The organism is Bacillus sp. 01N45 (genome assembly GCF_056399205.1).
The window spans coordinates 125,977-148,804 of sequence record NZ_JBFTQW010000009.1 but is presented as its reverse complement, the minus strand read 5'-3'; the positions used below and the strand labels follow the sequence as shown (position 1 = coordinate 148,804).

Annotated in this window: 21 protein-coding genes; 8 read left to right on the top strand and 13 right to left on the bottom strand. The window is 35.3% G+C overall.

The genetic code is table 11. The annotated features are described in order from the left end of the window. Window positions 1-102 precede the first annotated feature (102 nt). Window positions 103-285 carry an SE1561 family protein gene (locus AC1DMU_RS20860; RefSeq protein ID WP_000513547.1) on the bottom strand — a complete coding sequence of 61 codons (183 nt, stop codon included), beginning with the start codon at window positions 283-285 and terminating at the stop codon, window positions 103-105. 212 nt (window positions 286-497) lie between these two features. Between AC1DMU_RS20860 and yfkAB the strand changes: the two genes are divergently transcribed. Then, complete coding sequence (gene yfkAB, locus AC1DMU_RS20855) at window positions 498-1,625, top strand: radical SAM/CxCxxxxC motif protein YfkAB (RefSeq protein WP_000156029.1); 1,128 nt, start codon at window positions 498-500, stop codon at window positions 1,623-1,625. 118 nt (window positions 1,626-1,743) lie between these two features. On the opposite strand, the gene AC1DMU_RS20850 is transcribed toward yfkAB, so the two are convergent. Together AC1DMU_RS20850 and cax are read right to left on the bottom strand one after the other, a co-directional pair. After that, complete coding sequence (locus tag AC1DMU_RS20850; RefSeq protein WP_088061643.1) at window positions 1,744-2,541, bottom strand: YfkD famly protein; 798 nt, start codon at window positions 2,539-2,541, stop codon at window positions 1,744-1,746. An 81-nt stretch (window positions 2,542-2,622) separates the two neighbouring features. After that, window positions 2,623-3,678: a calcium/proton exchanger gene (gene cax, locus AC1DMU_RS20845; RefSeq protein ID WP_142291666.1), complete on the bottom strand. Its 1,056-nt coding sequence runs from the start codon at window positions 3,676-3,678 to the stop codon at window positions 2,623-2,625. Between the two features lie 179 nt (window positions 3,679-3,857). Here cax and AC1DMU_RS20840 point away from each other — a divergent pair, with 179 nt between their 5' ends. From AC1DMU_RS20840 to AC1DMU_RS20830, 3 genes are all read left to right on the top strand, one after another. Continuing rightward, window positions 3,858-4,274 carry a pyridoxamine 5'-phosphate oxidase family protein gene (locus tag AC1DMU_RS20840; protein WP_000550224.1) on the top strand — a complete coding sequence of 139 codons (417 nt, stop codon included), beginning with the start codon at window positions 3,858-3,860 and terminating at the stop codon, window positions 4,272-4,274. 154 nt (window positions 4,275-4,428) lie between these two features. Next, window positions 4,429-4,575, top strand: a complete 147-nt coding sequence (locus AC1DMU_RS20835; RefSeq protein ID WP_000817786.1) for a BH0509 family protein — start codon at window positions 4,429-4,431, stop codon at window positions 4,573-4,575. 144 nt (window positions 4,576-4,719) lie between these two features. Next, complete coding sequence (locus AC1DMU_RS20830; RefSeq protein ID WP_088061639.1) at window positions 4,720-5,148, top strand: EamA family transporter; 429 nt, start codon at window positions 4,720-4,722, stop codon at window positions 5,146-5,148. 8 nt (window positions 5,149-5,156) lie between these two features. On the opposite strand, the gene AC1DMU_RS20825 is transcribed toward AC1DMU_RS20830, so the two are convergent. Then, window positions 5,157-5,753 (bottom strand): DedA family protein, encoded by a 597-nt coding sequence (locus tag AC1DMU_RS20825; protein WP_046953695.1) that lies wholly within the window; start codon window positions 5,751-5,753, stop codon window positions 5,157-5,159. 474 nt (window positions 5,754-6,227) lie between these two features. Between AC1DMU_RS20825 and AC1DMU_RS20820 the strand changes: the two genes are divergently transcribed. After that, window positions 6,228-8,990: a tetratricopeptide repeat protein gene (locus AC1DMU_RS20820; RefSeq protein WP_088061637.1), complete on the top strand. Its 2,763-nt coding sequence runs from the start codon at window positions 6,228-6,230 to the stop codon at window positions 8,988-8,990. Between the two features lie 42 nt (window positions 8,991-9,032). Here AC1DMU_RS20820 and lepB read toward each other — a convergent pair whose 3' ends face one another. From lepB to AC1DMU_RS20805, 3 genes are all read right to left on the bottom strand, one after another. Beyond that, the gene (gene lepB, locus AC1DMU_RS20815; RefSeq protein ID WP_087982334.1) at window positions 9,033-9,569 is read right to left on the bottom strand and encodes a signal peptidase I; all 537 of its coding nucleotides are present in this window, start codon (window positions 9,567-9,569) and stop codon (window positions 9,033-9,035) included. 218 nt (window positions 9,570-9,787) lie between these two features. Then, window positions 9,788-10,468 carry a lysoplasmalogenase gene (locus AC1DMU_RS20810; protein ID WP_088061635.1) on the bottom strand — a complete coding sequence of 227 codons (681 nt, stop codon included), beginning with the start codon at window positions 10,466-10,468 and terminating at the stop codon, window positions 9,788-9,790. Between the two features lie 122 nt (window positions 10,469-10,590). Further along, window positions 10,591-11,541, bottom strand: a complete 951-nt coding sequence (locus tag AC1DMU_RS20805; protein ID WP_088061633.1) for a DMT family transporter — start codon at window positions 11,539-11,541, stop codon at window positions 10,591-10,593. Window positions 11,542-11,811: 270 nt separating this feature from the next. Here AC1DMU_RS20805 and AC1DMU_RS20800 point away from each other — a divergent pair, with 270 nt between their 5' ends. Then, window positions 11,812-13,737 carry a heavy metal translocating P-type ATPase gene (locus tag AC1DMU_RS20800; protein WP_088061631.1) on the top strand — a complete coding sequence of 642 codons (1,926 nt, stop codon included), beginning with the start codon at window positions 11,812-11,814 and terminating at the stop codon, window positions 13,735-13,737. Between the two features lie 186 nt (window positions 13,738-13,923). Here the strand turns inward: AC1DMU_RS20800 and AC1DMU_RS20795 are convergent, their stop codons facing one another. From AC1DMU_RS20795 to AC1DMU_RS20785, 3 genes are read right to left on the bottom strand one after another with little or no spacing between them, the layout of a single operon-like run. Continuing rightward, window positions 13,924-14,793, bottom strand: a complete 870-nt coding sequence (locus AC1DMU_RS20795) for a YihY/virulence factor BrkB family protein (RefSeq protein ID WP_001226530.1) — start codon at window positions 14,791-14,793, stop codon at window positions 13,924-13,926. A 6-nt stretch (window positions 14,794-14,799) separates the two neighbouring features. After that, window positions 14,800-15,315 (bottom strand): DUF4075 domain-containing protein, encoded by a 516-nt coding sequence (locus AC1DMU_RS20790; RefSeq protein WP_001085384.1) that lies wholly within the window; start codon window positions 15,313-15,315, stop codon window positions 14,800-14,802. 53 nt (window positions 15,316-15,368) lie between these two features. Then, window positions 15,369-15,833, bottom strand: a complete 465-nt coding sequence (locus AC1DMU_RS20785) for a low molecular weight protein-tyrosine-phosphatase (RefSeq protein ID WP_000250910.1) — start codon at window positions 15,831-15,833, stop codon at window positions 15,369-15,371. A 173-nt stretch (window positions 15,834-16,006) separates the two neighbouring features. Here AC1DMU_RS20785 and AC1DMU_RS20780 point away from each other — a divergent pair, with 173 nt between their 5' ends. Together AC1DMU_RS20780 and AC1DMU_RS20775 are read left to right on the top strand one after the other, a co-directional pair. Next, complete coding sequence (locus AC1DMU_RS20780) at window positions 16,007-16,231, top strand: DUF1128 domain-containing protein (RefSeq protein ID WP_000366197.1); 225 nt, start codon at window positions 16,007-16,009, stop codon at window positions 16,229-16,231. A 193-nt stretch (window positions 16,232-16,424) separates the two neighbouring features. After that, the gene (locus tag AC1DMU_RS20775) at window positions 16,425-19,091 is read left to right on the top strand and encodes a cation-translocating P-type ATPase (protein ID WP_088061627.1); all 2,667 of its coding nucleotides are present in this window, start codon (window positions 16,425-16,427) and stop codon (window positions 19,089-19,091) included. 82 nt (window positions 19,092-19,173) lie between these two features. Here AC1DMU_RS20775 and AC1DMU_RS20770 read toward each other — a convergent pair whose 3' ends face one another. The 3 genes from AC1DMU_RS20770 to AC1DMU_RS20760 all read right to left on the bottom strand — a co-directional run bounded on the left by AC1DMU_RS20770 (window position 19,174) and on the right by AC1DMU_RS20760 (window position 22,808). Continuing rightward, window positions 19,174-20,256 carry a toxic anion resistance protein gene (locus AC1DMU_RS20770; RefSeq protein WP_001064402.1) on the bottom strand — a complete coding sequence of 361 codons (1,083 nt, stop codon included), beginning with the start codon at window positions 20,254-20,256 and terminating at the stop codon, window positions 19,174-19,176. Window positions 20,257-20,274: 18 nt separating this feature from the next. Next, window positions 20,275-21,906, bottom strand: coding sequence for a YceG family protein (locus AC1DMU_RS20765; RefSeq protein ID WP_000492830.1), 1,632 nt, complete (start codon window positions 21,904-21,906; stop codon window positions 20,275-20,277). Between the two features lie 110 nt (window positions 21,907-22,016). Next, window positions 22,017-22,808 (bottom strand): TerC family protein, encoded by a 792-nt coding sequence (locus tag AC1DMU_RS20760; RefSeq protein ID WP_000025692.1) that lies wholly within the window; start codon window positions 22,806-22,808, stop codon window positions 22,017-22,019. Between the last annotated feature and the right edge of the window lie 20 nt (window positions 22,809-22,828).

Here is a 22,828-nt window from a genome sequence, read left to right as displayed (position 1 = left end):
ATGAAATTTTTCACAACTTGATTATACCTTTTTTTCTACCGTCCTTCTATTATCCATACAGAAAAAGGCTGCCAATTTTGCATTGGCAGCCTTTTTAATATATTATTCGTCTTTTTTAAATTGCTCACATTTTAATTCTAATTCATCTAACATCGCAAGAAGACGATCTACATCTTCTAACTCTACTTCTTCAGGTTCAATTGTATCAATTACTTCAATGAACATATTTAAACGTTCTTTTAAATATACTAGTTGTGAATCTTTATCTTCAATTGCTTTTCCCATGAAGGCACTCTCCTTTTAATTCGAGATGCTTTTATTATACCGCAAAAATGATTGCTATGGGCATGAAATTTCATCAATTTGTCACAGCCATTCATTCAAATGTAAGCCCTCTCTCTTTTTTCACAAAAAAGTTTCACTTTATAAAAAGTACATATTCTTCTATTATAGAGAATGGACAAATTGTTATTTCAATAGTCAAAGGAGTATTTCATATGACGATATCACAAAAAATGAAGCCGATTACTCCTTCTTACGATCCATGGGAAGCGTATATGGACCTTGAAGAGTACGGCAAACTACTATTAACAAACGTTGAGTTTACAACGACAACGTTATGCAATATGCGTTGCGAGCATTGTGCTGTTGGTTACACATTACAGCCGAAAGATCCAAATCCGCTTCCTATGGAACTTTTATTAAAACGATTAGATGAGATTCCTCATTTACGTTCTTTAAGTATTACTGGCGGAGAACCAATGCTTTCAAAGAAATCCGTCGACAACTATGTAACACCACTCTTAAAATACGCTCATGAACGAGGCGTTCGCACTCAAATCAACTCAAACTTAACTATAGATTTAGCACGTTACGAACAAATTATTCCTTATTTAGACGTATTGCATATATCTCATAACTGGGGAACAATTGATGACTTCGTTGAAGGTGGATTTGCAATGATGGAACGTAAACCTACTTATGAACAACGTGCAAAATTATTTGAACGAATGATTACAAATAGTAAAGCTCTATCAGATGCAGGTGTACTCGTATCAGCCGAAACGATGTTAAACAAAAGGACTCTACCGCATATTGAACATATTCATCGTCAAATTGTCGAAGAGATGGGCTGTAAACGTCATGAAGTTCATCCAATGTATCCAAGTGACTTCGCGAGTAATCTAGAGATCTTAACAAAAGCTGAAATTCGAGATGCAATTGAGCATTTACTAGAAATTCGCGATGAAAATGTATGGATGTTATTTGGAACTTTACCTTTCTACGCTTGTAGCGATGACGAGCGAGACATCGCCACATTTAAGAAATTACAAGAAAGCAAAAATGTAACAGTTCGTAACGATCCAGATGGTCGTTCTCGTTTAAACGTCAACATTTTCGATGGAAATATTATTGTAACTGATTTCGGTGACGTTCCTCTTCTAGGTAACGTACAAACAAACACACTACAAGAAGCGTATGACAAATGGAGTGCTTCAAAAACAGCACAATCATTAAGCTGTCACTGTCCTGCAGTAAAATGCCTTGGACCAAATGTTCTTGTAAAAAATAGCTACTATCCGACAGAAGACTTCTTATCAAAAACAGCAAACATAACATTTTAAAGTTCAACTTTAATCAGTGGGGGTTTTGTTCATTCCCCACTGATTATTAGTTGAACCAATTGCCCACAAATAGCGGGATAAATAAAAACGTCAGCTTATAAGCTGACGTTTTTTCATATTATTGCGAGTGAGAAGAAGAAATGAATTTAAAATACAAATGATCATGAATTGGAATAGCAGCTCCGATTCCTTGTGAGGTAATATTTTTTACTACAAGCCTCTTTTGATTTCCTTTTAACACAAGGTACACTTCTCCAAATGTTACTTTTCCTTTTTCATTTACTGCTGGTGTATAAGCGTATAAATATCCAAGTTGACTCGGACTAATATTATACACACGCTCATGTCCAGTACCATAACCAATGGTCGTTTTAAATGCAAGTGGCAATTGTACTTTTTCAAGTGCTTTGAGAAGCATCATTTTTTTCACATCCGCAGTATTTTTCATATCTGCTGTTAAATCACCTTCAACCGTCTTTTGCGTTTCTTGCTTATAGCGTAGCGGATATAAGCGATCTCCTCCGCGATTATCGTACACATTGCGATTTACTTGTTTATATTCCCAATTAATCGACGTATCAACCGATTCATAATTTAAAGCCCATTGACCTAGATAAATCTTCGCTCGGTACCCTACCGCAAGCGGCGCATTCGAAATTGTCGTTTCATTAAACATTCGAATTAAGTCCGGATTTTCAATTTTAATATTTGCTGTTTTCAATAGTTCTTGAGCAAACTTACTCGGTTGTAAGCGCGGCAAATCTTGCGCATCATTTGGAAACGTATTGTCTTTAGAAATATTTAAAACAGATGAAGGCATTTTTGTTTCTACCGTTGTCTTTGCAAAACTCATGTTAGGAAATAATAGAATAAACGAGACCATAGTTGAAAGACATATGCTGTATACTCGTTTCACCTGTCTGGCTCCTTCCTATGTAAAGGTATATATACTACTTTGTTTATTGTTTTCTCTCAATACAATTGTTATGCCTATTTTTCATAATAAATAAAAACCAATTCCCATAATGACATACGCCGCTAATAAAGTACCGCCTTCAAACCAATTTGTATCTCCATCATTTGAAATCGCAATCGTTAAGAAAACAGCTGTAATCATAGAAACAAGTTCTGGTATTGTAAATACTAAAGGCATCCTTTGTGCAAGGAACATAGAAAGCAGTACTAATACAGGAGCAACAAACATGGCAATTTGCAACGTAGAACCGACTGCAATTTCAACTGCAATATTTACTTTATTTTTATACGCCATAATAATTGCAGATGCATGTTCCGCTGCATTCCCAACAATTGCAACGATAATAACCCCTATAAATAACTCTGACCAACCAAATGACTTTGCAACTGTCTCAAATGTATGCACAAGCGCCTCTGACACATAAGCGACCGCAATTGTCGCTATTGCTAAAATGAGTAGCGCTTTACCTTTCGACCACTCTGGTTCTTCCTCATGAGCTACTTCATCCGTTTTATGTTGATATACACCACGATGCGTAACGAGCTTAAATAGCAGTGCAGCAAGGTACATAATAATCATAATGATAGAAACACCGATACTTAATTGATACGTCTTCCCAGCATCCATCTTCATTGAAAAAATCTCTGGAATAACAAAAGCTACTACTACCGCAAAGATTAATAAAGCTGAATTATGCCTTGCATCATATACATTAAAACTTTGTCTTTTGTATTTAAGCCCTCCTATAAAGAAGGATAGCCCTCCTACTAATAATAAATTCCCAAGTACAGAACCCGTTAAAGAGGCTAATACAACCTCAATTAATCCCGCCTGAAGTGCAAAAATCGAAATAATTAGTTCAACAGCATTACCAAAAGTAGCATTTAATAATCCGCCTATTCTAGGTCCAGAGACAATTGCCAAACTTTCTGTCGCTCTCCCCATAAAACCCGCTAAGGCGATAATAGTAATGCAATACACAGCGAACATAATTGTTTGAGGCCAATGAAGCATTTTTCCAAGTACAGAAAGTGGTACCCCGATCAGCGCTACTATAAGAAATATTTTATTAAACATGCTTTTCATCCTTCCATCGTATGTATTTCTCCTCGATATTATTATTATTCTTCTCCTAACTTGTCCGATTTCATCACAATTACGTTTAAAAAATCGGATTGAAGAAAACAGTATAAAAGATATTTAAATTATCTTGTTTAAACGGAGAAAACAATAAATTATGAACAGGGGTTAAAAGCATGCATTTAAAAGAAAAAATTGAAACTATTATTTGCGGTCAACGAACTGGTGTATTATCTACTGTACGTGAAAATAAGCCTCATAGTACCTTTATGATGTTTTTCCACGAAGATTTTGTGTTATATGTTGCAACAGATCGGAAATCAAAAAAGATAACAGATATCGAAAACAATCCAAATGTACATGTACTACTTGGACGTGAAGGAAAAAAATTAGATGAAGATTATATTGAAGTTGAAGGCTTAGCCTCCATCGAGGAAGACTCCACATTAAAAAACAAGTTTTGGAATAATAGCTTAAAACGCTGGTTACTTGGTCCTGAAGACCCTAATTACGTATTAATAAAAATCAATCCCGACACAATTTATTACATCGATGGTGCTGGTACGACGGAGCCCGAGTTTTTACGACTATAAAATAAAACAAGCCCCCTTTAGGTGGGCTTGTTTTGTCGAAAAGTTCTTCTGAAAAAAACAATAAAATAGGTGGAACTTTCTAAAGATTCTGTTATATAATAGCAGTAACTTAAATAAACTGTATTAAAACAGATTGAGAGGAGAAATCAAATTGATGAAAAGAGAAGAACGCAAAAACATGATTGAGTTTATTGAAAAGAAAAAAGGGATTGAGCGTGATGAATTATTGTTTATGACAGACGATGAAGTAGAACATATTTATAATGTAACGTACTTTTTGTATGAAGAAATTGCAGAGTAGTATAATAATCCCCACCTTATTAGAAATATAAGGTGGGGATTATTTCGTTATTTGCGGAGCGGTAAAATCCCACTGATTAAAGTTTCGCTTTATACGTGAGAATGGTTTTCATGTATAATAATGTAAGATTGGAGGAATTTTACTATGAGTTCATGGCTCTTATTCGCACTATTATCAGCAATCGCTGCTGCCCTTGTATCTATTTTCGGAAAGATTGGTTTAGATGGAATCGATGCCAATGTTGCAACAACGGTTCGTTCTATTATTATGGCATTATTTATGGTGGGCGTTATTATTATCCAAGGTAAATTTCAAAATATCAGCGACGTACTGCTAAATAAAAAAGCACTGCTCTTTATCACATTAAGTGGGGTTGCAGGTGCTTCGTCATGGCTATTTTATTTTCTTGCCCTTAAAACAGGGAAAGTTTCACAAGTGGCTCCTGTCGATAAATTAAGCGTCGTATTTTCTATCATCCTCGCGATGATTATACTCGGTGAAAAGTTAAACTTTATGACTGGCGTTGGTGTAGTCTTTATTACAGCTGGTGTATTATTTATTGCTTTCAGCTAAAAAAACCGCTAATAGCGGTTTTTCTTTTTCTTTATATAAAACCATACAATACATGTAACAACTACTGAAATGAATAAAATCCATACTCCGTAATGATGTAGGCTATACTCAACGAAACGCCACTTCTCTCCTAACTTCCAGCCAAGTCCAATAAAAACACTTATCCAAATAAGCGCACCACCGTAAGCGTACAAACAAAAACGCCAAAGTGTTAAATTCGACATCCCAGCAAAATATGCTGTTAAATGACGTACTCCCGGGATAAAGTAACCAATCATTAAAAGAAATGGTCCATATTTTTCAAATAAAATATGCGTTTTTTCAATGTGATGTTCTTTAATTCTAATCTTCGGTCCATATTTTTTTAAAACAGGGAGTCCAAGTTTTAAACCTAATATGTAGCTTAATGTAATACCTAACATCGCACCAGCCATCCCGCTTAAAAAAGCAGCAGTTCCTGACATAACTCCTTTAGAAACATTATAACCAACGAAGGTCAATAAAAACTCGTCTGGTATCGGTAATCCAACAATTCCACCGGCCAACGCTATAATAATTCCAAAATACCCATAATGCGCGATTAACTCGCCAATATGTTGTTCCATTCGGAAAACACATCCTATGCACGATCGTTATTCCACATTGTGCCCTTTCTATCTTTCAGACAAACATGGTATACATATTCACTATACATTGTTTTTATAATGAACTCTACTTCTATCCATTCCTTTAGCAGGAAGAAAGTGAACCATTAATCAGTGGTGATTTGTTCATCCTAACTAATTTTTAGCACACACCAATTGTGCGCCCGACTCCCTCCTACTTCCCTTGTATTCACCGCTTTTTAAAGTGCTAGTCTTATTATCTGTAAATAGTGGGATTAAAAAATAAAAATTCATATGCTTGTTTTTTTGTTACAATAAAGGAAAGTTACTTTTCGCAACGGTTTAACTCTCAGGAAAAATGATATATCTAGCAAAAACATAGTTTGGTCGATATAATGCAACTTCTACCTATTAAAAGAACATACACCCTTTACATACAACATCATTTTTCTAAATTATACAGGGGGAACGAACATGACCATTGAAAATCAATTTATCCAAAAGGTTTACTATAAAACATTTTTAACAGAAGAAACTTCTACTCCAGTATCAGAAGTACTCGGTGAAGCATATATAAATGAATCTACAAATGAATTCTCCAACATTTCTAATATCCGCTTTGCTCAAGGTGAATTTTATTACCAAAATAAAGACTTTGAAGCAGCGATATTTAAATGGGAGAAAGTAAATAACGAACTTGCACTTTGGGCAACCAAAAATATTGCAGATTCTTATTTTGAACTAGGATTCTTGCCAAAAGCAGAAGAGATTTATCAATCTATTCAAACGGAAGATACAACTCTTACAATGGAAGTTTCCTTACAACTTCTTTCTCTGTACATCGAACAAGATCGTTTAGGTCTAGCATTTAAGACGATTAGTGAGGCCGTTGCATTTCAACCTGACTATCCTAATATTACTGCAATTGCTCGCTCATTCTATGAAAAACAAGAAGATTGGAATAATGCTATCGAACTTGCCGTTCAAGAAGGAATTCGAACAAAATCGTTACACTGGTTCGATACTTTAATCAATTATGTGAATCAAGGATTCACGAAACAAATCAAACCAGAATATTTCTATGAATCTTTAAAAGCATTATATGCAATTGATCAAGTCCAATTTAAAGAACTTGTTATTGCGCTTTGGAACAGCTATCAAAATGAAAACTTGCATCTACCTTGGATTCAAACAATAAATCATTTATTCTTACATATTGAAACAGACAACAATGACGATTGGCATGAAATTGTTGAACGCTATCAAGATACGTACTTTGAGTTAATTACTGGTGAGCATTTCATGCATGAAATGCAGGGACTTGTACCAGATTTATTAACCAATTGGTTTAGTTTAACGAAAGCAAAAGATGCCCTATTTGTCTCTGCTGCAGTGTTAGCATGGAATGAAGTTTCACCTACAACTTTAGAGTCATTACTCGTAAAAAGTGCGGGAGCCCTACTTTCTAATTCAACAGCTGAAACAAATGTAAATATGGAAACAGTTTCTCATTTATTCGAAACAATTGCTGTATGGGCTGAAAAAAACGATGTGGATTTAAGTCATCAATTTACGTTACTCGTTCACGAACTGTGTGATTTAAATGTTACACAATTACTAATAGCGGGAACTAGTGACCAGGATAAATCATCATTCATCAATTCTATACTAGGAGAGAACATCTTAACTGAGACTGTAACAACTCCTATTCTATTTAAAGATGATAGCCAAACTGAAATAACAGAATTCACTGCGTTAGATGTACACAATATACCTAGCTTTGATGAATTCCATCAAAGAATGGCTACACCTTCCGAATCAGAACTTGAGAAAAAATGTATAGAAATTAAGTTACCAAGTAGATTTTTAAGAAAAAATAAATTTGCATTTCTTGTTACGCCACCTGTTCAAGGGCAAGTGGATAAAAACAGCTCATATTTTGAATACTTACAAGCAGCAGATAGCCTTATTTACGTATTAAATTCTTCTTCACCATTACATGGTGAAGAACTTGATACATTACTTTATTTACGTGAACAAGTGCCAAATTTACAAATTCATTTCGTATTACACACAAATAATACGACCAATAACGAAAAACTAATGAGTAAAATTAAAGTCCATTTCCCAAATGCACAGTTCTTCCCATACTCTCCTTCACAAGAGAGTAGCCAGCAACTTGGAGACGTGACAGAGTCTATTCTTTCTAATCTAGCAGAACGTAACATGGAACAAGAACGTATAGAAAAACTAATATGGTTTACTCAAAAGACAATCGCATACCTTGTAAATGAACGTGTGGAGTTAGAAAATACATTAGTGAAATCCGTACGCTGGAATAAACATATCTCAGTTAAATTAAATGGATTTATTAACAACCTTACTGCTCTTGAAAAAGATAAAATTCGTTCTATTACAGAATCTTATCTTTTAACGAAAGAAGAAATCACACGAGATATCCATTCTCAAATTCCTGAATTATTACAGAGTTGTTCTGACCTCGTTCAAGAAGATAGCGACTTCAAATTAGTTCATGAAGAATTAAATACTGCGATGAACGAACGAGTTCAAAAACATGTACAACAAGTGCTTCTTCCTAAATTTACTGGTTCTATTCAGGAATGGATTGAAACAGCTCATAATGAATTTATTCAAGCTCAATCTTATTTAGATGAAATGAGTGAAACGTTTAATAAATTATATAAAGAAGAACGCATGAAACTTCCTTGTGATTTCAAATTACTAGATGACTGGCATCGAGATGTTGTACGCATGACAAATAGAATTACAGTAACGAACATCAATATTTTATTACGCTTTACACCGACACAATTTTTCTTAAAAAGTGCGGGAAAACTATTTGGTAACATGCAAAAAAATCAGTCTATGCTCGCAAACAAATATAAACAATACATTGAAACGGAAGACTATACGGAAATTGCTCAAACAATCTCAAAACAATTCTTCCTTCAATTTGAAGTATTTGAAGGCGCATTAGAACGAGATATCATGATGTTCTTTAAAGATCCACTTAGCATATTGAAACAAAATGTAGAAGCAGCTCAACTTGAAATACAGGAAGACGAGCAAACATTAGCAACATTAAGAAGCAACCCAGAAACTTATCACGATCCGTTAGCATTCTTTAAACTGCAACTATTGCAACACAAATTCGTTTTAAGTACAAACAAAAACAATGAAGACGTCTATGAATTTAATGAGTCTCCTACGATTTAACATAAAAAACCAAGCAAATTTCAGTTTGCTTGGTTTTTTACTTTAATTCATTATTTTCATATGTTCAAATGGATAATAAATTGCCGCTAATTCTCCTAATACATCTTCTCTATCAATAAGTCCTAAACCATTTCTACTATCTCTGCTTATTAAGCGATTATCTCCCATAACAAAAATCTTATTTTTAGGAATTGTAATCGGTCCAAAGTCCTCTGTTAAATTCATAAGTTTTTTTTCAGCTTGTTTTTTATTACTATACAAATACGCTTCCTGTGTCACTTCATGATTCACATATAATTGATCATTTCTCACCTCGATTACATCGCCAGGCAAACCAATAACCCTTTTCACATAAAAATTATCCGTCTTCACAACAATAATATCTTCTCTCCCATAACTTTCAAACTGCTTTGCTAACTTATTAACAATCAGCTTATCCCCATCTTGTAACGTCGGCTTCATGGACGCTCCTTTTACAGTCGTAGGAAAAAACACAAAAATTTTCGCTAAAAACACTAACAAACATGCAATTGCAATTGTTCCAAAGAATTCACGCAAACGTTTTTTCTTTTGCATCATTCCACCATCTCATCATCTTTTTACTTTTATTATAAGGAATTCAACTGTAAAATTTCCACAAAATTCCGAATTATAAAATTGTAATATTACAAACTTAAAAATAACATCCTCATAAATTTATTATTTTTATATACCATAATCTATATTTATCTCACTATTTGCGAGCAGTAAAAAAGATACTCTCAAAATAGTCTATCCACTATTTTGAGAGTATCTTTTTATATTCCCACATATACAATACACATTTGAGCCGCTACATATGTAAACCAAATCCAAAGTGGTTCATACTTTAATTTGCGTCCTCCAATATCTGTCACACCTATAATAAAATCAGAAATCACAAATAGTAAACCACCAAAAGCCGGTATCCACCATATTCCTATATTCTCATAGTATAGGGCGAATGCAAAGCAAGCCATTCCTCCAACCCACAATCCGTAAATTAGAGCTCCTATCGTAAACAATTTATCTTGTTTATCATTTCGTATAAAAAAGAACCATCCTATAATTAGAAAGAGTCCGTATACGAGTAAACCAATCCAAAAACCATTCCATGAGATGCCTGTTTGCAAAAATGCTTTTACATAAAAACAATGCGCAAGGGCAAAAGTAATCATACCTCCAATTAATCGATGACCAATTGGAATCAAACCTGCCATAAATAAATCTCCTACAGTTGATAACGTCATACCTAGTGCAACCCACGTACTATACTCTACTGATGGATCTTGTAACCATATCCAAATTGCACTTGCTGTTAAAGAAAAACTAAGAATAAGACGCACCGCTAAAGGTAACGGCATATTATTTCTTGTTTTTTTTGTCTGTCCTATTGCGTACATTGCACCAATTAAAAAAAGAATGATTTGTCCAATTAACACCATGTAAAATAGATTCATAACATGTTCTCCTCAATAAATGCTTTTTGTATCTTTTTTCGTTACACCTAGTCTATTATCCTTTTTCTATATAAAAAAAGAAGAACAGTACTGTTCTTCCATTGTAATCGTTTTCCTGTTATCTATGCTACTTGTTTTTCGTTCGCCCTTTTCTGCTTAGCTGTCGTTCGATTCACCACGATAATTCCCGCGGCTACACATGCCAAACCGAATAATACAAATGAATGAATTGCTTCTCCTAAAATCATGCTCGATAATAACACACCAAATACGGGTATAAAGAACATGTACATTGATACTTTTCCAACCTTGTTATACTTCATAATTGTATTCCAAATGCAAAAGCCTGCTGCGGATAAGAAAGATAAGTAGAGAAGCATAAGTATTGCATGTACACTAAATGTAAATGGCATGGCTCCAACTTGCAAAGCCCCTATACATAATAGCCCGATAGAACCAAAAATCATTTGGTATGCTGTCATATAGCCAACATCTAATGTTTTGCTACCTTCTTTCGCCAATATGTTTCCATATGAATACAACATTGCTGCACTAAGAAGTAATAAGCTACCGATTCCGAAATGGAATGACAAACTACCATCACTCGGTACATTTACTAAAATGACACCACAAAAGCCGATAGAGACCCCAATTATTTTTCTCATATTGAGAGCGTCATCTTTATATAAAAAGTGAGCGAGTAAAATTTGAAAGAATGATGATGTTCCTGAAATGATAGCTCCTTCAATGCCAGAACTATAACTCATTCCAATATAAAAACATATATATTGAAGAAATGTTTGAAATAAACCAATTTGTACTAACTGTTTCCCCGTTCCTTTTTTGAAGCTCATATCTTTTCCTAATACTTTAAAGAATAATAAGAGCATGACTCCAGATAAAAAGAAACGATAACCAGCAAATAATATTTGCTCCCCAACTTCTTGTGGCTGAATTCCAAGTTCAGCATAACTTAATTTAATAAATGGGAATGCGCTCCCCCATAAAAAAGTCGCTACTATTGCAGCAATTAGTACGCCAATCGGATGGGTAAAAAATTTCTCTGTCTTCACTTGTTGTCTTCCTTTCCGATCTTTATATGAACAATATTCATATATACCAAAGGTATTGCGAAAACACAAGTTTTCCGTTTATACTTGAAACAAAACTGTGCCATCTTATAAAAAGATATGATATACTATAGAATAATTACAACATAATAACTATTAAAATCAGATTCAACAGAAATGCTGCTATCCATTATGGATGGCAGCTTTCGTCGTTTTATAGGGGTTTCGATTTTGATTCTTTTTCTCAATAAGAATTTGGAAGGAGCGAGTAGAATGAACTCAGAAGTAAAAACATTACAAGTACAAAAGTCTATTTCTCATCCCTCTTTATGGGATACATTAAAGAAACATCATGAACTTATATTTGCAATCGCATCTGGTATTTTCATTTTAGCTGGTTGGTTATTCACAAAGAACGATGCAGTGAATGTAGGCATTACTTGCTATATCCTTGCTTATATAGTTGGTGGATATGCAAAGGCGAAAGAAGGTATTGAAGATACAATTGAAGAGAAAGAGCTAAATGTCGAAATGCTCATGCTCTTCGCTGCTATCGGTGCTGCAATCATTGGCTACTGGGCAGAAGGCGCGATTTTAATCTTTATCTTTGCACTGAGCGGTGCGATGGAGTCTTATACATTAAGTAAAAGTCAAAAAGAAATTTCAGCGCTTCTTGATTTACAACCAGAAGAAGCATTACGTATTTCTAATGGAACCGAGGAACGTGTTCCTGTTGGACGATTACAAATTAACGACATTATTTTAATTAAGCCAGGTGAGCGCGTTCCTGCTGACGGTACGATTCATAACGGTGAAACAAATATCGATGAAGCAGCAATTACTGGAGAACCTATTCCAAATGAAAAAAAATATGGCGATGAAGTATTTGCCGGTACTGTAAATTTACGCGGTGCTATCGAAGTTAAAATTACGAAGCCGAGCGATCAAACATTATTCCAAAAGATTATCCGTCTCGTCCAAAGTGCACAAAGTGAAAAATCACCATCACAACTATTCATCGAAAAGTTTGAAGGAACATACGTAAAAGGTGTACTACTCGTTGTTGCGCTTATGATGTTCGTCCCTCATTTCTTACTTGACTGGAGCTGGAATGAAACGTTTTATCGCGCTATGATCTTACTTGTAGTCGCATCTCCTTGTGCACTCGTTGCTGCCATTACACCAGCAACATTATCTGCAATTTCTAACGGAGCAAGAAATGGAATTCTCTTTAAAGGTGGCATACATTTAGAACGCCTCGCTTCAGTAAAAGCGATCGCCTTTGATAAAACAGGAACATTAACACAAGGAAAACCTACCGTAACAGATGTATATGTTCGAGAAAGTATGACAGAAAAAGAAGTACTTTCTATTACAGCATCAATTGAAAGTCACTCTACACACCCTTTAGCTGAATCTATTGTTAAATATGCACAACATGCGTATGACATTGCATTAAAAAAACCAGAAAATGTTGAAGATGTAACTGGTTTTGGACTCAAAGGAATATTTGAAAACAAAGCTTATAAAATAGGTAAAGCTGATTTTATCGGTGAAGAAACAAAGACATTTCATAATGGTATTTCTGCCTCACTTGAAAAAGAAGGTAAAACTGTCGTTTATATTAGTGATGAGAGAGGCATTCTTGGACTTATCGCTTTAAAAGATACACTTCGCCAAGAAACAATAGCTGCTATTCGCGAATTACAAAGCATCGGTGTCGAGGCAATTATGATTACTGGAGATAATGAAGAAACGGCAAAAGCTATTGCCTCTGAAAGTAATATAAAAGAATATTACGCATCATGCTTACCAGAAACAAAAGTTGAAACGATTAAAAAGCTAAAGGAAAAATACGGGACAGTAGCAATGGTCGGAGATGGTATAAATGATGCCCCTGCACTCGCTACTGCTAGCATTGGTGTAGCAATGGGAGAAGGAACAGACGTAGCTTTAGAAACTGCAGACGTTGTACTTATGAAAAACGAATTATCTCGACTTTCTCAAGCGATCCGCTTATCAAAACGAATGAATCGTATTGTAAAGCAAAACGTAATCTTTTCACTAGCTGTAATTGCAATGCTGATTTGTTCAAACTTCTTGCAATTTTTAGCTCTTCCATTCGGTGTTATTGGGCATGAAGGAAGTACAATTCTTGTCATTTTGAATGGCTTACGATTATTAAAAGGAAACAAATAAGAAACGGGTCCCTCATAGAGGACCCGTTTTTTTTAATGGTAGCTATTATGCCCGTTCGCACTCCCACTCGTTTTATGCTTTGGATGCGAACTACTCTTTTGTTTATTGTTATTTTTATTGTTGTGATTCTTTTTATTATTACTCATGAAATATCCCCCCTGTTCCCTATTATTATGGAACAAGAGCTCACTTTTCATTACGGGAATTATTGTCACCCGTCCTATAATGATGGAGTAAACCATTAATTTCACCGCCAAGTAAAATGACCCATCCAGTCAAATAAAACCATAACATTAAAATAATAATACCACCGAGACCACCATATGTATTGGCGTAATTCGCAAACTTATCTACATAATAAGCAAATGAGTACGATACCACAATCCATCCCACAGTAGCAAATGTTGCTCCTGAAATGACTTCTCTTCTTTTTAACTTTCGATCTGGTGCAAATGTATATAAAAAACTAAACAATGCAAATAGCACGAAAAAACTCGCTACTAATCGCGTAATACTCCACACGTAAGAAAAACTATCCGATAACCCAATTGCTTTAAATACCGCTGCTCCAATGACTTGTCCAAACACTGGAACAATTAGCGCAAACACAATCATAAAAATAATCGCTAATGTAAACACAATGGATAAAGCTCTCGTTTTAATAAAGGAACGTGTTTCTGTTACATCATACGCACGATTAAAAGCATTCATAACCGCATTTACCCCGTTTGAAGCAAACCATAGCATTGATAATAAACCAAATGATAATAAACCACCATTTTGCTCATTTACAACTTTATCAACGTTTACTTCAATTAAAGACATTGCATCTTCGGGTACGTACGGTTCTAATAAGTTGAGCACACTTTCTGTTTGAAGGTCAATGAATCCAAGAAGCGTAATTAAGAAAACAAGCCCAGGAAAAATCGCAAGCAAGAAGAAATAAGCGAGCTGTGCTGCCAAGCCCGCTACATCATCGCGCATCGTCCGGTCATACAAATCTTTACCAAACGAATAAGTACGATTTCTTCTCACCTTTTCTAAAATTTTTCTCATATATGTTTAAACGCTTTTCTTCTCTTCTTTATCTTGCTTCAACTCAATGTACGCTTCAGTTTTTTTTTCCTCTACATTTGAGTCTTTCATAAATAGTTCACGCGCTTCTTTCATACCGCCCTCTTCAGCAACTATTGGCTCTTCTTCTGCTTTCAGCTCATCTACCTTTGAAGATACAGCTTGAATTTCAATCGTTTCTGGCTTCTCTGCTGGCTCAACCTTTTTCTTACTAAAAATTTCTTTCGTTTCTTTTAACGTCTCTACAACAGACGGCGTCAATTTTTTAATTTCTGCTACTTTCGCTTTTACTACATTGAAGTCAGCGAGTTCGCGTCCTTTATCTGTAACAGTTTGCACTTTTTCTTTTATCTTCGCATTTTCACCGATTTCAATCATCTTTGTTTTTGCTTTTTCCGCAGTATTTTTTACTTTTTCACGGTTTTCCTTCTTCAACATAGATACAGCCACACCTGCAGCTACACCAATCGCAATGTTTCGAGCAATATTATTTTTCTTTGCCATATTCCTTCACCCTTTCATTTCTTATGTTAGAAAGTATTTCTTTCTAAGCTTCCTCATATTCCTTGTTCATTTCGAATGAAAGCTAATAGCTTTGCACACCCTTCTGTTACAAGGTCATATACTTCTTGGAAATTCCCTGTATAGTAAGGGTCGGGAACGTCTGTCCAGCCACCGTCTGGAACAAAATCGGACAGTCTACCAATATAGCCTCCAGTTTTACCTAAACTTTTTAAATCTGCTATATTCTTGTTGTCCATGGCAATAATATAATCAAACTTTGTTAAGTCTTCTTTTTCTACTTGCCTTGCTTTAATTCCTTCAAAAGTGACTGCATTTTCTTTTAAAATTTTTTGTGTTCCTTTATGTGGCGGATGGCCAACATGCCAATCTCCAGTTCCTGCAGAATCAATGACAATTTTCTCCTCGAGTCCCTCTTTTACGACAAGATCTCGAAAAATTGCTTCTGCCATCGGTGAACGGCAAATGTTCCCAAGACAAACAAACAATACTTGAACCATATTTTTGTTCTTCCCTTCTTGGTGCATTTCTTTATATATACTTATAGTATAAACAACCAATTATTAATTATAAAGGAAATCCCTACTAATTTAATAGGATTGAAAAGATTCATTAACGAAAATGATAAAAAATGTTAAGATATCCTTATGTTATTTTAAAGGGGGACACTTCGGTGGATTTATCCGTAAAGTCAGAAGAAAACGTTGAATATATGGTCGAAGCTATTAAAGAAAAATTACGTATGGTTAATGCTGGAGCGATGAGAGCTGCTAGCTTTAATGAAGAAATGTACGAAGACTTACGTGACATTTATGAGCATGTTATGAAACGTGAAACATTCAGCATCAGTGAAATGCAAGCTATTACAGAAGAATTAGGTACATTAATTAAAAAGTAAAAAAAGCCTCGTTTATATGAGGCTTTTTTTTATTTCCAACAAATTCATGACAACTCTTCTCTTTCCCTCAACCAACTGTAAAATACTGTACAATGGAAGTAGAACCTCACCTTAGATTTTTTCTCCATACATACTACTCACAAATAATAGCAACACTACCATTGCTAACTGTTTTTACTGGAGGTGCTTACTTATGAGCAATTGGTACAGTAAGACGAAAGATCAAACATTAATCGACTTAGAAACAAACGAACAACACGGTTTAACAGATGAAATCGTAAATGAACGTTTAAAGCAATACGGTTCTAATGAATTAGCTACAAAACAAAAACGCACGTTATGGCAGCGTATTTTCGCCCAAATTAATGACGTCCTCGTATATGTCCTTATTATTGCTGCCCTTATTTCTGCCTTTGTAGGTGAATGGGCTGATGCAAGTATTATCGCGCTCGTTGTAGTTTTAAACGCTGTTATCGGTGTCATCCAAGAATCGAAAGCAGAACAAGCTTTAGAGGCATTGAAAAAGATGGCGACACCTAAAGCTATCGTCAAGCGAGATGGTGAACTAAAAGAAATTCCATCTGAACAAGTCGTTCCAGGTGATATTGTCATGCTGGATGCAGGACGTTATATCCCATGTGATTTACGGCTTATCGAAACCGCAAATTTGAAAGTTGAAGAATCTGCTCTAACTGGTGAATCCGTCCCTGTTGATAAAGATGCAATTTACCACCCTTCTATGCAAAGCGATGAGCAAGTACCACTGGGCGATCAAAAAAATATGGCCTTTATGTCGACACTAGTAACATATGGGCGCGGAGTCGGTGTCGCTGTTGAAACGGGAATGAACTCACAAATTGGTAAGATTGCTACCCTTTTACATGAAGCCGACGATGATATGACACCACTTCAAAAGAGCTTAGCACAAGTCGGAAAGTATTTAGGCTTTGTCGCTGTATCTATTTGCGTCATTATGTTTATCATCGGTTTTTTACAAGGACGAGATACTTTAGAAATGTTTATGACTGCTATTAGTTTAGCCGTTGCAGCTATTCCAGAAGGCTTGCCGGCTATCGTTTCCATCGTTCTTGCAATTGGTGTGCAGCGAATGATTAAACAAAATGTTATCATTCGTAAACTACCAGCTGTCGAAGCTCTCGGTTCTGTCACAATTATTTGTTCAGATAAAACAGGTACGTTAACGCAAAATAAAATGACCGTTACTCACTTTTATAGTGATAACACATACGACCACTTAGAAAACTTAAATGTAAATAATGATGTACAACGTCTATTGTTAGAAAATATGGTGCTATGCAACGATGCGTCTTACGGTTCCGATTCACAAACAGGGGACCCTACAGAAATCGCCCTTCTTGTTGCCGGAAACACTTTTAACATGCAAAAAGATCATTTAGAAAAGATACATGAACGCGTTAACGAGCTGCCTTTCGATTCAGATCGTAAAATGATGTCAACCGTTCATACATACGATGAAAGCTACTATAGCATGACAAAAGGTGCTATTGATAAACTCTTACCTCGATGTACCCACATATTTAAAAACGGTAAAATCGAGGTTCTAACAGATGCTAATAAAAATCAAATATTAGAAGCTGCCGGGGCAATGTCTCAAGAGGCTTTAAGAGTACTTTCATTTGCATTTAAACAATACAATTCAAACGATGTGGTTATAGATCATCTTGAAGAAAATCTCATCTTTATTGGTCTTGTCGGTATGATTGATCCACCGCGAACTGAAGTAAAAGATTCAATTACAGAATGTAAAAAGGCCGGTATTCGCACAGTTATGATTACTGGTGACCATAAAGATACCGCCTTTGCAATTGCCAAAGAACTTGGCATTGCTGAAGACATATCTGAAATTATGATTGGAACTGAATTAGATAACATTTCAGATACAGAGCTAGCAAGCAAAATTGATCACTTAAATGTATTCGCTAGGGTCTCTCCAGAGCATAAAGTAAAGATTGTAAAAGCATTACGTGCAAAAGGAAATATCGTTTCTATGACTGGTGATGGTGTCAATGATGCTCCATCTTTAAAGCAGGCTGATGTTGGCGTAGCGATGGGCATTACAGGAACAGACGTTGCAAAAGGGGCAGCGGATGTAGTGTTAACAGATGATAATTTCTCATCTATAGTGAAAGCTGTTGAGGAAGGTAGAAATATTTATCGTAACATAAAAAAATCAATTCTCTTCCTACTCTCTTGTAACTTTGGAGAAATTATCGCTTTATTTTTAGCTATTTTACTCGGTTGGGCAACACCACTACGACCTATTCACATTTTGTGGGTCAATTTGATTACAGATACACTGCCTGCATTATCACTTGGGGTTGACCCTGAAGATCCAGATGTGATGAAGGAAAAACCACGACATGCGAAAGAAAGCTTATTTAGTGGTAGCGTTCCTTTTCTTATTTTCAATGGAGTTGTCATTGGACTTTTAACGCTAACAGCCTTTATCATCGGGGCAAAATTCTATACCGGAGATACAAATTTATTTCCTCTTTTCCCAGAGAAAATTGATGAAGATGCTCTATTACACGCTCAAACAATGGCATTTGTCGTTCTTAGTTTTTCTCAGCTCGTTCATTCATTTAACTTGCGTTCAAGAACGAAATCCATTTTTTCAATTGGGATCTTTACAAATAAATATTTAGTCTTCTCCCTTCTTATCGGTGTTCTTATGCAAGTGTGTATTATCTCCATCCCACCTCTTGCAAATATATTCGGTGTACATGCATTAACGATGCGAGATTGGGGATTTGTTCTCTTCTTAAGTATCATTCCACTTGTTGTGAATGAGATCATTAAATTAGTAAAGAGAAACTAAAAGGCAATGAGGATTATTCCTCATTGCCTTTTCATTTATTTCACTATTTGTGGGAGATGTCCCCGCTGATTAAAGTTTCACTTTATCCTTGTAATTCTTTTTTTATGTTCTCTGTTAACGTAGCCATACGCTTGCGGCTTTCTTCGCGCTCACGTTTATTTTGCTCTTCAATTTGTTGTGTTTCTTGCATACCTCTTGAAATAATGTTCCAAGTTTCCTCAAGTGTTTCCATCTTAATACTAGAAGAACCTGATAATCTCGCTACTTCCACACTTTGCGTTGCGATATTTTGTGCATTTTTCTTAAGTAATTCATTTGTGCGGCGATCAAGTTCAGCCATAGAATCTGCAACAAGCTTTTGACGTTTCGCATTTACCGCTTGAATAATACCATTTTTAAAGATAGGAATCGTTGTAATAAATGCTGTATTGATTTTACCAATTAATTTATTATTACCACGTTGAACCATACGAATTTGTGGTGCTGTAAGTAGCGCAACCATACGTGCTTTTTCTAAATCATCAATACGCTGCTCTAAAATTTCAACAGAGTTTTTCAGTGATTCTAATTCAATACCTGCTAATTGGTCATTGTTACGCACACGCTCTTCGTACATTGGAACCAACTCTGTATTTAAACGCTCTAATAACATTTCCCCTGCTACTACATACTTTTCTAAGTCTAAATAATATTTCAAATTTTGCTCATATAAACCATCTAACGTACCGATTGATTTTTTCATTTCATCTTGATACTTTGTAATTTCTACGTATACTTTATCCATTTCGCGACCCATTGTTTGGTACTTACTAAAGATCTGTTCAATCATTTTATCAGCTTTTTTGAACATGCGTGAGAAGAAACCGCTTTTCTCTTCCGCAAAGTCTTTGCTATCGAATCTGTCCATAATTTTACCAAGCTGTTTTAATAATTCTCCAGAGTCTTCTATTTTTGATAAAGACATTGTATGTAAAATTTGATCAGCGAAACGTGAAATTTCCATAGATGGTTCTTTTCCAAGCTCGATTAATTCTAACTGATCTTTAATATCTACTGCATTATAAATACGTTGTACTTCTGCATCTTGTCTAAGTTGTAAACGAACATCTTGTGCCGTTTGCTCATTTAATTCTGTTTTCGAATCTAGTATGACTGGGTTATTCATATGGTATTCTCCCTTTCCTTATAAAAATGGACGAAATAGTCCTTTTATTGTTTGTGATAAATTTTTATAGGCTGATGAACCATGAAACTCAAGATCGAAATTAACTTCTTCAAGCCAATGGGAATCAAATGCTCCTGCTTCAATATACGGTTCGATATCGTTTCTTCCCGTTGGATTGAAATGGAATACATCTACTCCAATTTGATTTAAAAATAGTAATAAAACAGCATCTGAACGGCTTAATTCTCCGCTCTTCTCATTATTAAATATAACAATTTTCGGTACTTCTTGCGAGTAATCAAATTTCTCAAGTTGCTCTAAAATGTTCGGCGGTATTTGAGAAAGCTGTGCGAAAACATACAGTGCTACATCTTGTTTCGTCTCTTTCGCAATGGGTTTACACATTTCACTTTCGCACGTATGGATGATCGCCTCTGCAATACCATGTTGCAATCCTTCTGGCAAACGTTTATGTGGCCACCAATGACTGTTCATAATTAAATCAGGGTGTAATTTCCCCCCGCGGTCTAACGCATCTCGGTAATGATATTGGAAATTCGCTTTTTGTTCTTTCGTAAACGGAAATGTATTAATTAATAAACTGTTATCAAATGATGTAATAGCCTTTAATCGCTGAAAATATTCTTTATCATTTTTTGAGACACCTGATATTTTCGCAAATAAAGAAGGGATATAAATGTGTTTATTTTCAACAAAGAATGTTGGACGCACAAATGCCTTTTCTTTCGTAATTAAAAAGAGTTCATCATACGTTGTTTTGAGCGTACGAGCTACAGGCGTATAGGAACGAAATTGCCATGGCTTGTACAGCAGTGAGTTATCGTGGTGAAGTACTTGTTCAATTTCTTTTGAAGCCTGATACGCTACTGTCGCAACTCGCTCACGGCGGCGATCTGGAAATGGCTCAAGAGAAATGCGACCTGGATGAGACACAACAAAACTTCTTCCTTCCTCATCAACATTCTCAAATCCATCTTTTCCTTCTGGGTGATAATAAAGTACATCGCAACCGAGCATAATAAGAAAGTATAAGAAATATATACGGCTTTCCTGTGCATCACCGTACCAAATAATGCGCGGCATTTGTTTCTTATAATTAATCGTAGAGAACCACTTCGCTACGTAATTGTCACTTAACTTAATCATATCGATTAAGAAACGACGGAACCCTTCTGTTTTTAATGATTGGTTATGTTGTTTTTCATACAATTTCAATACAGAAATAAACGTCGTATGTATATAATGCTGTAAGTCAGGATTGTCTACTTGTGGTAATAGTTGTTTTCCAGACAGATGGGCGACAAGCCTATTTACTGTAAGGCCATTCGGTGCTTCTTGATGTAATGTAAAAACCTCTTGAATATGGCGCAGTTTTTCGGGATCAATCACCTTATTTAAATTTTGTTCATGCAAAACCACGATCCCTTTCACTTCGCTATAATCAAATAGCTCATTGAAATATTCATCTACATCATTAGGAACACCAAGAATACGAGTTGCTATATAACTAAACTTCATCTCATTCTCTGTCAGTTCATATTGTGGGCGTTTTTCTAAAAGCGCTTCAAATTGCTTTAAATCTGATTCGTCTTTTAATGCACATGGTTGAAGTGTAAAACGTGAAAACACAACAGTTCACCTCCAAAAACATTTACTTTTTTTATAAAGTCTCTCTTCTATTATAAACTATTTTTAGTTATAAAAAATGGGCGCTCGCATAACGAGCAAACCCATTTCAATTATTTATGATTATTTTTAGTAGCTGCAACTTCTTCTTTAGCTTGTCCAGAATTCTTCATGTAGTGAAGTATAAACGTTGCTCCAAATGCTACAACTAAAATGATAAAGAATAGCATATGACTTATTTCAATATGAATAACAGACAGTAACATTTTTGCTGCAATAATTAAGATTAAAATATATGCTGTCGTTTCAAGTTCTGGAATACGCTCTAACAATTTTAAGAATACACCAGCGATACCACGCATCATTAAAATACCGAGCATTCCACCTAATAATAGAATCCAAACTTCATTTGATACACCAAATGCAGCAAGTACGCTATCTACAGAGAACGCGATATCCATTAATTCAACCATCGCAACTGTTCCCCAGAAGACACCAAACATTCTGAAGAGAATACTGTTTTGGTTCATACCATGAGCTTCCTCTTCTTCTGCATTACCTTTTCTTTTATCAATGAAGTATTTAATTGAAAGCCAAGCTAAGTAAAGTGCACCTAACACTTTTACCCAAGCTAATTTAATTAAGAACATTCCAATTCCAATCGCAATAAATCGGAATACATAAGCTCCAATAAGTCCATAGAATAATGCCTTTTTACGTTTTTCTTCCGGAAGGTGTTTTACCATTACTGCTAATACAAGTGCATTATCAGCAGATAACAAACCTTCAAGTACAACAAGTGTACCTATTAATCCCCAAGATACTGGATCTTGCAACACTTTAATCCACATGTCCAAGTCGAAAAACTGAGCATACGTATCAAGGATCCCTTGCAAAATACTCATCTTACCTTTATCCCCTATTC